Raw genomic sequence first — 11,786 nt, forward strand, 5'->3', positions numbered from 1 at the left:
CGAACTTGTAAAGGGTTAATGTCCATAATAGCTTTTGGGTTAAATTTTCCATTAAGTTGATTACAGGTAACTCGCAAAATGCCCTAACCTCAGTATTGGGAAGAGCAAGCGAAGCCTGAAGCAAAAAGCCAACGTCAATTTTGTAAAAATAACTGTAAATAGATTTGTCACGACTAAGCAACAATTAGGCTTAATAAATTAGGTTGTGATTATGCGATTTCCCAAATTATTCCGGTCTTTATGTCAACTCAGTTCTCATGTGTTAGCGATCGCGCTAGGAGTTGTGCTAACCGTTAGCACCCTGCAAGTGTTGCCCTCCCAAGCCGAACCAGCACCCCCAGTGACTGCTGAAGATACTTCAAAAATAATTGCCCAACGGCAATCACCAGCCACTGCTGCTATAGGAAACACTAGCTTTGTCACAGCAGCAGTAAATCGTGTGGGCACAGCAGTTGTCCGGATTGATACTGAGCGCACAATTACTCGTCGCCTTGATCCATCTTTTGATGACCCCTTTTTTCGGCGGTTTTTTGGTGACGGTTTCCCACAACAGATGCCTTCTGAGCAGTTACGCGGTTTAGGCTCAGGTTTCATTCTTGACAAGAGCGGGTTAGTTCTAACTAATGCTCATGTGGTGGATAAGGCTGATAAAGTGACAGTCAGGCTCAAAGATGGCCGCAGCTTTGAAGGGAAAGTTCAAGGCATTGATGAAGTCACAGATTTGGCAGTAGTCAAGATTAACGCTGGTAACGATTTACCAGTGGCGCCCTTGGGTTCTTCCAGTAATGTACAGGTTGGAGACTGGGCGATCGCAGTTGGTAATCCTTTGGGATTTGATAATACCGTTACCTTGGGAATTGTCAGTACCCTCAAACGTTCCAGCGCTCAAGTCGGCATTAGTGATAAACGCTTGGACTTCATTCAAACAGACGCCGCCATTAACCCTGGTAACTCTGGCGGGCCACTATTAAATGGTCAAGGTGAAGTGATTGGTATTAACACAGCCATTCGTCCTGATGCGATGGGTATTGGGTTTGCGATTCCCATCGATAAAGCCAAAGCGATCGCCCTCCAACTGCAACGTGATGGCAAAGTTGCTCACCCCTATCTAGGTGTGCAAATGCTGACTTTGACACCCGAACTTGCCAAGCAAAATAACACTGATCCCAACTCTCCTATTCAGATACCAGAAGTTAATGGTGTTTTGGTGATGCGAGTTGTTCCCAATTCTCCAGCTGCATCTGCGGGTATCCGGCGTGGGGATGTAATTCTGCAAGTTGATGGTAAAGCTATTACCAGTGCTGAACAATTGCAGAACCTTGTGGAAGACAGTCGTCTTGGTCAAGTATTACAGCTGAAAGTGCAACGAGGTAATCAGACAGAGCAGCTTTCAGTACGCACAGCCGAGTTGCAAAATGCTTCCTAGAGCCGGATATCTTTTACTGGTGTCAACTTACAGCAGTTTTCATGTATTTGAACCACATCTGTCGTAAGGGCACAGCAATGCTGTGCCCCTACCGTGTGGTCTATTTACCTGAAAATAGCTGGTAAGCTCAAAGTGAGTCTAGAATAACCTTTCATCTCATTCCCAGCCTCTGGCTGGGAATGCCCACCACGAGGCGGAGCCTCGTTTATTAGCAGCAGTAGCCTAATGAGTTGTATTACCTAGCTTCTACTTTATAAAAATAGTTGGCTACTCTGCACTCGTGAACTGGCCACTCTCCTAAAATTGTCTTTGGTGTTGGATTTTCTGACTTCAGCGTTTGTTTATGGTCAAATTATTATCTAAAAGGCCACTTTTATAAGTTGAGCGCAATTTTTATCTTAATCAATCATAAAGTGTATGCTCTACTCTGCGGTAACAAACACATTACATAGGCTTAAGTCAATGCGCTCATACCAACGAGTCTAAATCACTTACCAACAGCTAATACTAGACCTTCATGGGCTAGTATTGCTTGAGGAAAAGCAGATTTAATATCGACTTGAACCTGGTCGAGAAAATCATCATGGTCATCTGGGTGATGATGAGAAATGGCTAGCCGTTGAACGCCAGCATTCAGAGCTGCATTCACCGCAGCTTGCCAGAGCAAATCAGCAGAATCATGGTTGTGAGAGGTAGGGGGAGTGTAAGTGGCATTGGCAATCAGCAAGTCAACGCCTTTAATGAACTGTAAAATCCGCTCTCGCTCCACTTGATCAGCATTTTGGTGCAAATCCGTGACGTAGGCAACACTATACTCTTGCCAAGTAACTCGGTAGCCAACTGACCGCTGAGTGTGATTAATTAATGCGGTTGTTATGGTGACATCATCTAGCTTTACGTCACTGTCTGGAGTCAGATTGTAAAACTGCAATTCCGACTGCATTACCTGTAAAGGATAAGGAAAGTGTGGCTGGAGCATCTGGTCACACAGACATTGTTTGATTGAGGCTCCATTTGAGGCAGCTGTGCCGTAAATGTGAAAACAATTTTCCCCAATAAATGCTGGAGCAAAAAAGGGAAACCCTTGAATGCGATTTGATTGGCAGTTAGTAAAAAATAAATGGGCTTCTAGTGGCTGTTGTACTTCTTGCCAAGTTTTACCTAGTATGCGTAAGCCAGTACCGCCATCAAAAATCAAGCGTTTTCCAGCTACATGCATTTCTACACAAGCGGTATTACCACCATAACGATTGGTGTTGCTACTTGGGGTGGAAATCAAACCCCGTACACCCCAGAATTGCACTATAAATTCACCTGTTGGGCTATTTGGCAGGGTAGCTGACTTTTCAGATATGTAACTCTGGGAACCCGACAACTCAAAATTTGACATTTTCCTTGAAATTAGACCTTACTGAGCAGGTCATCGTAGCGCCGGACTTCCAACAGCCTGTTTTTTTCGTCCACAATGACTACCGTAGGAGAGTAACTTTTTAACTCTTCAGGAGTGAACTGCCCGTAAGTCATTATAATCAAGCGATCGCCAATAATGCCTAGACGTGCCGCACCCCCATTTAGCTCAATTACTCCTGAATGGGCTGGAGCCGGGATCGCATAAGTAATAAAGCGCTGACCGTTGGCATTATTAACTACTTGCACCTGCTCATAAGGTAAGATACCAGCTTTTTCCAAAAGGATTTCATCAATGCTGATACTACCCACGTAGTTGATATTCGCCCCCGTGAGGGTGCAGTTATGAATTTTTGCCAAAAGGAGAGTGCGCTGCATTTAAGTTTGGGGTTGGTGGCAGTTTTTACAATCCGTAACAAGCGGAAGTTATTAAAAGTTAGGAGTTAGGAGTTAGGAATAAAAATTCATAACTCTTAACTCATAACTCGTAACTCTTCTATTATCCTCTATAAGCTTTGACGGATTTTTCTACTAAAGCTGCAACCTTTCCCACACTTTGCCAACCGAGAATTTCAGTCACCTTTTTTTCCAAATTTTTATAACTACGGAAAAATTCGGCAATTTCATCTAAGCGGTGTGGCTCTATATCTACCAGGGATCTTACTTGAGCGTAGCGCGGATCTTTGTCAGGAACACAAAGGATTTTCTCATCGCGATCGCCACCGTCAATCATCTCCAAGAAGCCAATCGGTCGTGCAGCAATAATACAGCCTGGAAAGGTTGGCTCGTCAATTATGACCATACCATCTAGGGGATCGCCATCTTCAGCCAAAGTATTGGGTACAAAGCCGTAGTCATATGGATATTGTACCGAGGAATAAAGTACTCGGTCTAGAGCAAAAGCTTCTAGTTCCTTGTCGTATTCGTATTTATTTTTACTTCCGCCAGTAATTTCAATCAGAACGTTGATTAGACCAGGTTTCGGTTGAGCAGGAATACGAGATAAGTCCACAAAAAACTCCTCTGATAACAGTGAATCATGGGGGCACTCAGTCAGCTTCGCTCCCCGTGTAGAATTTTAGGGCAATATGGATCTCTTCCCAAGGTATTCATTCCAGCGTATTGGGCATTAAGTATGCTGAAGTAAAGAAAATCCTCTGCTCTAGCCAAAAAATGGAATAAGCGTTGCAAGGAAACTTCGCAACGCTTATTCCAAGAGGGTATTATGAATATCCTCCGCCCTTGATTGCTGTTGGCGGGATTTCTGCGCCTATTGTGTCAATACAACTGAAATCTGGAGTCAGATAATACAGATTCAGCCTATTACTGATGAACTACATCCAAATCTACAGAGATTGTCTCAAAATCAGTTTTCTCTTTTTTTGTAGCTCTCCTGCTGGGGAAATGCTACTGGAAAACTTTATCAATCTTTACTTGCTTTGAGGTTTTGAACCAGGGGTTGCTGGTTATTTTGAACATTAGTTGAAGAATAGTGGGCGATGACAAATACGGGTAGGGTGAGAGTTAACAGAGCGATCGCAGTTCCCACAATGTCTGCCAAACGTTGGGAATATATGTCGGCATTGGCAGACTGGCTATTTGAATTCATACAAAATTGAAGTTCTTCGTAACACTGTGTATGTCTACTCTCTGAGCGAGAGTCTTGATGCTATTTTAGCTATTCTTAAATCTGTAAAATGTGTAGCATTCTACAAGCTAAACCAGTTTTACAACTGTCATAATAGCCTTTTTATACATGGAATTCTTAATACAAAGTTACAAGCAAACAAATCATGTTTTATTTGGTGATTAATATTTTCAGATGTTTCCCTGTATGATGTAACGGATCGCATACGCAAAGCCAACTTTAACAGCATCATAAATTACTTTTTTTCGCTGATTAAAGATTAATTAGCAAAATGTATTTTTCCTATACTTCATGATTATAACATCCTGCAACGCCTTTGATAAGGTCATTTTACTTAAATTGCTAATTTGTAATATAGGACACAAAACTGCAAAAGCACTGATATATATTCAGTGTTTTCGATTGTTCTACAGTAGTTATACAGAAAAATATTTGATACAAAGAATAAACTGGTAGGAATGATTCTTGCAACCACTCTAACTACCGAATAAATACAGATACATCAACTATGTTATGCAGCATGAATTCAGTGGTATCACTAAACAAATATTTCCGAATTCAAATTTTCAGAGCTATGTAATAGCACAGCAATTTTGTCAATCTATATACAGGTAAAGTGAAAAATGTTTTAGAAAGTGGTGTAGACATCTAGCGGGTTATCGCCAGACTTGGCTTATATCTGAACGAAATACCCAATCCCAATTTCCAGCTCTTAAAACTAGATAACTTTTTGGATAAATCAAAATCTAATTTGAGAAATTGTATAACAAATTAATCAGCTAAAAAAACCGCCACTAACTATAATAGGGCGGTCTGGTTAAGCAATCGGAGGGTCATTATAGATTACTCTGCTAATAAATAAAATTGCTGTAACGAAGTTTGCACTTGTAAATTCGGGATTGGGCATTTGCTTATCCCCCTTATTCCCAGTGCCCAGTCCCTAGTACGTCACGGCGTAAATAGAGTAACCATTTAAAAACTCTAAAAATCCGATTCCATAATACTTTTGAATGAGTAACTTTTGGCATTTGACTTCCGCCTTGCGGTACTAGTTCCTTCCATAAACACTCATTGGTTCCTTGATAAATCGGGTGTAAAGATGCTTAAACGTAGACTTAATTACGCGGGGCATACCAAAATCAATGGGCATTAACTTGTCTGGTAGCCGCCAATCTTCTATTTTTAATAAGTCAGGATTTAAATGCGGAAACTCTATGGCAGCAAGTTCTGGACAAACTCCTAGCCTTTGGGAAGCTGCAACTGTGGGCACTTGTTCAGGAGGGACATTGAGGATTTCTACCATTGCCCGATCTAGAGCAAATATATCTGATGCAGCTGCTAAAATGCCCAGTTGGCGAGGTTCACCATTACTAGGGCCATTACCTTCATGACCGATGATCCCATCTAATATGGTTAAGTTAGGGTTAATTGCCCTGGCAGTTTCTACTAACATTTCACCAAATCTATTCGCGTCTTTTCCAGCTTCCATGTGCCACCAAGCTTTCATTTTGCCGGGAACGCAACCAAACAAGTTTTTTACGCCCAGTGTTAATGTCAACTGCATATGTGATTTCACTTTCGGTAGGTTAATCACTACGTCTGCTTCCATTGCTTCTTTAGACAGCCGCAGATGGTTAAAATTGTCACTAACGGTTTGGTAACGCTGACCGTGAAAATCGATGATCGGAAGATTGAGTTCTTCTAAAATAGGCAGATAGCCATTTGCCACTGCTACGCCCTTGGCACTGCCAAAAGCAGGACTATCGCCCAAAAATGGCTTACCACCAACCTCAATTACCATCTGGGCAACTTCGTAAACTAGTTCGGCACGGGTGATACACTCTTTACCTGGACGCGTCCCTGTAAGTAGATTCGGTTTGAGTAAAACGCGATCGCCTTTTTTCACAAACGCTGCCATTCCTCCAAAAGGTTCCAGGAGAATGACTAAGGATTCTCGTAAGGACTCTGGTTGGTAAGATGTAGCCCGAATGAGACTAACAGATGGTTTTTGAGTCTGCATGGATAGATAGGGGATAGAGGGAGTGGAGAGTAGGGAGCAGGGTAGGCAGGGGAAGAAAACTATTAGTTATTGCCCAATGCCCAATGCCCAACACCCTGTAACCTATTATTCTGTCCTGAGCGATAAGATAACACTCATTTGTTCTAGATTTAAGACTGTGGCTAAGTCTGTTTCACTCATCAATCCTCGTTCTAGGACAATCTGCCGCAGGGATTTACCAGTTTCTAAAGATTCTTTGGCGACAGCTGCGGCATTTAAATAACCGATGTGGGTATTGAGTGCGGTTACTAAAGCTAAACTGCCTTCGGCGTATGCTAAACAACGTTCCTGGTTGGCTGTAATTCCTTGGATGCAGCGTTCGGTGAGTGCAGCGATGGTATTACCCAGAATTTCGATACTGTGAATCAAGTTATAGGCAATCAGCGGCATCATCACATTTAATTCTAATTGTCCGGCTTGGGCGGCTAAAGCGATCGCACTGTCGTAACCCATCACCTGAAAACACACCATTGATGTCATCTCTGCCATCACTGGGTTATATTTCCCTGGCATAATTGAGGAACCGGGTTGCACTGGAGGCAGTTGAATTTCTTTCAAGCCAGTTTTTGGCCCCGAATCCATCAGCCGCAAATCGTGAGATATTTTGACTAAATCCTGCGCTAAGTTGCGTAAAGCACCGGAAACATTTACAAATGGTGCCATACTTTGCATGGCTGCCATGAGATGGGGCGCAGCTTCTAGGGGAGTATCAATCAATTCTGAGAGAACTTCTACCACACGGGCGCGATACAGAGGATGAGTATTTAACCCCGTTCCGGCTGCACTACCTCCCAAACCCAGCACCATCAAATCACCAGAGGCGGTGTAAATCCGGTTTTGATGTTCTGTGAGGATTTGCGCCCAAGCCCGAAAATTTTCACCCAAGCGCACAGGTACAGCGTCTTGTAAGTGAGTTCTGCCAGATTTGACGATATCTTGAAATTCTACAGCTTTGTTTTCTAAAGACGCGATCGCCCCATCTATTGCTGGGTGTAATGTCTTGGATAATGCCAATAAACCACCAATGCGAATTGCCGTGGGAATCACATCATTGGTAGACTGCCCATAATTAACGTGGTCATTGGGACTAACACGTTTGTAATTGCCCTTTTCTTCACCAAGAATTTCTAAGGCGCGATTTGCTAGAACTTCGTTGAGATTCATGTGGTGGGATGTTCCAGCACCCGCCTGATAAACATCCACAACAAATTGATCGCGGAACTTTCCAGCTAAGATTTCATCAGTTGCTTGCACAATCGCCTGACTAATATCTTGGGGAATGCAATTCAGTTCACCATTCACAATTGCTGTAGCTTTTTTAATTATTAATCCTGCATCTACGTAAGTAGGTAGAGGCTTGATGCCGCTAATTGGGAAGTTTTCGATTGCCCGCAGCGTTTGAATGCCGTAATAAACGCTACTATCAATTTGGCGATCGCCCATCGAATCGCGTTCGATGCGGAATTGGGAGTCTGTGTGTTCAGTCATAGTATTGTTTTAAGAGAGCTACAGAAAACAGATTTTCCCACGCAGGCACACTCAGATACACTAATCTGCATAGATTTTGCATATTTGCTTGGCTGCTTGTTGCTTTACACTTGTTAATTTTGAATTTTGAATTCCCTATGACTATACCCAACTGGATTACCTTCTCTCGCCTATTGGGGATACCATTTCTGCTTTACGGTTTATATAATCCCACACCTCAAGCTAAGTGGATATGTTTGGCGATTTTTCTGATTGCTGCATTGACTGATTGGTTAGACGGCTATTTGGCGCGGAAACTTAATCAAATTAGTGAATTGGGTAAATTTCTTGATCCCTTAGTGGATAAACTTCTGGTACTTGCGCCGTTGCTGGTTTTTATTGAACTAGGAAAAGTGCCGGCTTGGGGAGTGTTTTTGATTTTAGCGCGAGAATTAGCGATCGCTGGTTGGCGGGTAAATCAAACAACGATTACCGGGGCAAATATTTGGGGTAAACTCAAAACTGTTAGTCAAATAGTCGCGATCGCACTTCTGATTGCACCCCTACCTGAAGTGTGGCGAATTCCCTGTCTGATTGCTTTTTGGATTTCTGTCGCCTTGACTTTAATATCTGGAGGTATTTATCTTTTGCCGCAAAATCCAACTCAGGAAAATACACAGTTAGATACAAAGCGAACCTAAAATCAAACCACTGTGGCGATCGCTTTGAAAAATTATTCAACAAAATTTTATAAAAGTTATGAGTTATAGTCTTTATTCTTAACTCCTAACTCCTAACTCCTAACTTTTTTCATGCCATCCAAAATCTTACCACCGCCCCTAAAATCTGGAGACTTACTACGAGTAATTGGCCCTAGTGGTGCTTTGCGAGAATTTGAGGCATTTGAACGGAGTGTAGAAATTTGGCGATCGCGTGGTTATCTAGTAGAAATCAGTCCCCAGATAGATGACAGATGGGGTTATCTTGCTGGAAAAGATGAAACCCGCCGTCAACAATTAGCAGCAGCATGGCAAGATCCTGATTGTCGCGGTATTCTCTGTGCTAGAGGCGGTTTTGGCAGCACCCGCATTTTAGAAGATTGGAATTGGCAACTTAGCAAATCACCCCCAATCCAAAATCCAAAATCCAAAATCCAAAATCCCAAGTGGTTAGTTGGCTTTTCTGATATCACAGCCTTATTGTGGAGCCTTTATACAGCAGGCTTTTCCGGCGTTCATGCTCCCGTGCTGACGACTTTGGCAGATGAGCCAGATTGGTCAATTGAGCGATTATTCGATTGGGTAGAAGGTCGGGCGATCGCTCCTCTCAAAGGTTGTGGTTGGGGTGGTGGTGTGGTTAGTGGTACTTTGCTACCTGGTAATTTAACGGTGGCTACTCACCTTTTAGGTACACCAATCCTGCCGCATCTGGATGGTGTAATTCTGGCGTTGGAGGATGTTACCGAAGCACCCTATAGCATCGACAGGATGCTGACACAGTGGCGTTTGAGCGGTGCTTTGTCTAAAGTTTGTGGTATTGCTTTGGGCGGTTTTACTCGCTGTGAAGCGCCGCCAACTGTGCCTAGCTTTAGTGTAGAAGAAGTATTGCGCGATCGCTTGGGCGATTTAAATATTCCGATTGTCTCTAATCTACCTTTTGGTCATGATAGTCCCAATGCAGCATTGCCAGTGGGTGTAGAAGCAATTTTAGATGGGGATGCGGGGATATTAGCGATTGCACCATAGTTTCCCGCAAATATTTTTATCACAAAAAGTTTTGCTGGTACATAAAATCAAATAATATCCAAGTTAAAGGACATTATTACTATTCATTTTTCCAGGATTTTTTGAAACCATTCTTCTGTGCGATCGCCCATCGCCTCTAAAGAGTACTCAGTTTCTGCTTTTTGGCGACAAGCTTGGCGGTCAATTTCATCCAAATGCTTAATCGCTTCTACTAAACCTTGGACACTATCCGGTTCCACCAAAAAACCAGTTTTGCCCTCTTGGACAATTTCTGTTAAACCACCGCGACGATAGGCAATTAAAGGTACTCCACAAGCAAGCGCCTCTATTGCTACATTTCCAAATGCTTCTATCCAACGAGGAGTTACTAAAAGTGCTCGACATTGACCTAACTCTTTTTGTAACTCAACCGTTGGTAAAAATCCTACATATTCTATGGGAGCATCAGGGTATTGTTGACAAATCTTCTCCCAGTAAGATACATCCTGTTTTAACCCGAATATTTTCAGTGTAATTCCGATTATTTCTGCTGCTACTACCGCATCTTCTAGTCCTTTCTCAGGAGCTATCCTACCTACCCACGCCAAGCTCTGAGTTGGTTCGGGACAAAATTGATAAATAGATAAATCCAAACCATTTAGCAGACATATACACCGTTCTGCAAATGTAAAAGTTGCTGCCTGTGTTTGACTGTGAACACCAATAGTACCCGGAAAATTGATTGCTACTTGTTCAATAATCTGATCCATTGCATCTGTCAAAGAACCCATACTGATTAGATGGGCGATCGGACGGTTAAAAAATGGTGTTAAATACAATGGCAGCCAATCATAAGCAAAATTAACAATCAAATCGTAATCTGTTTGCACTTGGCGAGCATAATCCCACATATTCGCTAAAACAGAATTTTTATGCAGCAAAATCGGATCACTACGACTCTGATTTTGGGCTGGTATCTGTATTAGTTCTCCGGAGATTTCTCTAATAGGTAATGAATTACTGACAGAACCCTGTGGTGCAACAATTTCTAATTGATGTCCTCGCCGCAGCATCTCTGTAGCAAGATTAGATAGGGTCAACTCTACTCCGCCTCCCAATCCTGAACCTAACGCACCCATTGGTGTAGACATAAATAAGAATTTCTGGTACATTTTCGTCGTTAATGTATTTTCAGAAAGATTATTTTTTCACCTAAACAACGTACTTATTGGGTTTCGCGGTGGCTCCACCCAAAAGACATGAAATTAAATTCAACTCTGCTTACGGTAGCAGCGGGTTGTAATCAGGTAAGGGTGAAAAACCTCTAAGAAGTGACTCTGAAGTGTATGGAAAAATATTTTTACTACTTTAGGATCATCTAAATGAAAAGGGTATTCTTGATTAAAACCTTTAAAGAAATACCAATTCACTATCATCTTACCTTCAGAGTTCAAAGCTTGATAAAATTGTAATAACTGCTGGCTAGGATCTAACACATGTTCTAAAACATCAAAGCACAAAATCGTATCAAATTTATCTTTTGCAGGCATTTCAAGAGCAAAAACTATTTTTTTATCCAGTCCCATTTTCTCAGAGCGATACTGAACAAAATCACGATTGATCGGATTAATATCATAATAGATTACTTGGTCAACTTGTGGGCAAAGAGCAGCGCCAAGGGCATGAGTTCCTATTCCACCACCAAAATCTAACACTCGACCTTGGGCATAATCTGCAATCAACCGCAACATATCTCCAATATACTCATGACTTGACAGATGCCAAGCCCCCAATTCAAATAAGTAAAGTTCTCCTATTTTCTCACTATAGAAAGCACTTGCTTCTTGCCAATTAAAATCTTTGTGTCCTAAGTTTTTTATTTCTTCTTGTGCTGCTGCTAACTTTGTCTCTATGGTTTCTGGCTCTAAATGTAAAAAATCTTGTAGATGATTCTTGAAGTGAAAGGAATTTTCTAAAAAGCTATTTAAGAAAGAAGGGGTGGTAGAGTTCATCATAAAAGTTGTGTCACAATTAAATCAACGTATTCTATAATAG

At 42.0% G+C, this 11,786-nt stretch carries 11 protein-coding genes; 3 read left to right on the forward strand and 8 right to left on the reverse strand.

Annotated elements, in window-relative coordinates; all coding sequences use genetic code 11:
- The first annotated feature begins 211 nt into the window (after positions 1 to 211).
- Complete coding sequence (locus tag V7K85_RS24365) at positions 212 to 1,426, forward strand: HhoA/HhoB/HtrA family serine endopeptidase (RefSeq protein ID WP_334817334.1); 1,215 nt, start codon at positions 212 to 214, stop codon at positions 1,424 to 1,426.
- A 487-nt stretch (positions 1,427 to 1,913) separates the two neighbouring features.
- Here the strand turns inward: V7K85_RS24365 and V7K85_RS24370 are convergent, their stop codons facing one another.
- From V7K85_RS24370 to V7K85_RS24395, 6 genes are all read right to left on the reverse strand, one after another.
- Entirely contained in the window at positions 1,914 to 2,816 is a 903-nt protein-coding gene (locus tag V7K85_RS24370) for an MBL fold metallo-hydrolase (RefSeq protein WP_334817336.1), read from the reverse strand.
- 11 nt (positions 2,817 to 2,827) lie between these two features.
- Positions 2,828 to 3,211, reverse strand: a complete 384-nt coding sequence (panD, locus tag V7K85_RS24375) for an aspartate 1-decarboxylase (RefSeq protein ID WP_322720563.1) — start codon at positions 3,209 to 3,211, stop codon at positions 2,828 to 2,830.
- A 121-nt stretch (positions 3,212 to 3,332) separates the two neighbouring features.
- Positions 3,333 to 3,845, reverse strand: a complete 513-nt coding sequence (locus V7K85_RS24380; protein ID WP_334817338.1) for an inorganic diphosphatase — start codon at positions 3,843 to 3,845, stop codon at positions 3,333 to 3,335.
- A 411-nt stretch (positions 3,846 to 4,256) separates the two neighbouring features.
- Positions 4,257 to 4,442, reverse strand: a complete 186-nt coding sequence (locus tag V7K85_RS24385; protein WP_334817340.1) for a hypothetical protein — start codon at positions 4,440 to 4,442, stop codon at positions 4,257 to 4,259.
- 1,087 nt (positions 4,443 to 5,529) lie between these two features.
- Positions 5,530 to 6,501, reverse strand: a complete 972-nt coding sequence (locus tag V7K85_RS24390; RefSeq protein ID WP_334817342.1) for a DUF362 domain-containing protein — start codon at positions 6,499 to 6,501, stop codon at positions 5,530 to 5,532.
- Positions 6,502 to 6,606: 105 nt separating this feature from the next.
- Positions 6,607 to 8,028, reverse strand: a complete 1,422-nt coding sequence (locus tag V7K85_RS24395; protein WP_334817345.1) for an aspartate ammonia-lyase — start codon at positions 8,026 to 8,028, stop codon at positions 6,607 to 6,609.
- A gap of 137 nt (positions 8,029 to 8,165) precedes the next feature.
- Here V7K85_RS24395 and pgsA point away from each other — a divergent pair, with 137 nt between their 5' ends.
- Both pgsA and V7K85_RS24405 read left to right on the forward strand, forming a co-directional pair.
- Positions 8,166 to 8,708, forward strand: coding sequence for a CDP-diacylglycerol--glycerol-3-phosphate 3-phosphatidyltransferase (gene pgsA / locus V7K85_RS24400; RefSeq protein WP_334817347.1), 543 nt, complete (start codon positions 8,166 to 8,168; stop codon positions 8,706 to 8,708).
- A 111-nt stretch (positions 8,709 to 8,819) separates the two neighbouring features.
- Positions 8,820 to 9,752: a S66 peptidase family protein gene (locus tag V7K85_RS24405; RefSeq protein WP_334817349.1), complete on the forward strand. Its 933-nt coding sequence runs from the start codon at positions 8,820 to 8,822 to the stop codon at positions 9,750 to 9,752.
- A gap of 83 nt (positions 9,753 to 9,835) precedes the next feature.
- Here the strand turns inward: V7K85_RS24405 and V7K85_RS24410 are convergent, their stop codons facing one another.
- Positions 9,836 to 10,882 (reverse strand): glycosyltransferase family 4 protein, encoded by a 1,047-nt coding sequence (locus V7K85_RS24410; RefSeq protein WP_334817351.1) that lies wholly within the window; start codon positions 10,880 to 10,882, stop codon positions 9,836 to 9,838.
- A gap of 120 nt (positions 10,883 to 11,002) precedes the next feature.
- A complete protein-coding gene (locus tag V7K85_RS24415) occupies positions 11,003 to 11,746 on the reverse strand; it encodes a class I SAM-dependent methyltransferase (protein WP_334817353.1) in 744 nt (247 codons plus the stop codon).
- Between the last annotated feature and the right edge of the window lie 40 nt (positions 11,747 to 11,786).

It is taken from the genome of Nostoc sp. (assembly GCF_036917615.1).
Lineage (GTDB): Bacteria > Cyanobacteriota > Cyanobacteriia > Cyanobacteriales > Nostocaceae > Nostoc.

What these genes read in the sequence shown, in the direction of transcription:
- V7K85_RS24370 (WP_334817336.1), bottom strand. Translation starts at nt 2,816, where the DNA reads ATGTCAAATTTTGAGTTGTCGGGTTCCCAGAGTTACATATCTGAAAAG.
- panD (WP_322720563.1), bottom strand. Translation starts at nt 3,211, where the DNA reads ATGCAGCGCACTCTCCTTTTGGCAAAAATTCATAACTGCACCCTCACG.
- pgsA (WP_334817347.1), top strand. Translation starts at nt 8,166, where the DNA reads ATGACTATACCCAACTGGATTACCTTCTCTCGCCTATTGGGGATACCA.
- V7K85_RS24385 (WP_334817340.1), bottom strand. Translation starts at nt 4,442, where the DNA reads ATGAATTCAAATAGCCAGTCTGCCAATGCCGACATATATTCCCAACGT.
- V7K85_RS24390 (WP_334817342.1), bottom strand. Translation starts at nt 6,501, where the DNA reads ATGCAGACTCAAAAACCATCTGTTAGTCTCATTCGGGCTACATCTTAC.
- V7K85_RS24405 (WP_334817349.1), top strand. Translation starts at nt 8,820, where the DNA reads ATGCCATCCAAAATCTTACCACCGCCCCTAAAATCTGGAGACTTACTA.
- V7K85_RS24365 (WP_334817334.1), top strand. Translation starts at nt 212, where the DNA reads ATGCGATTTCCCAAATTATTCCGGTCTTTATGTCAACTCAGTTCTCAT.
- V7K85_RS24395 (WP_334817345.1), bottom strand. Translation starts at nt 8,028, where the DNA reads ATGACTGAACACACAGACTCCCAATTCCGCATCGAACGCGATTCGATG.
- V7K85_RS24415 (WP_334817353.1), bottom strand. Translation starts at nt 11,746, where the DNA reads ATGATGAACTCTACCACCCCTTCTTTCTTAAATAGCTTTTTAGAAAAT.
- V7K85_RS24410 (WP_334817351.1), bottom strand. Translation starts at nt 10,882, where the DNA reads ATGTCTACACCAATGGGTGCGTTAGGTTCAGGATTGGGAGGCGGAGTA.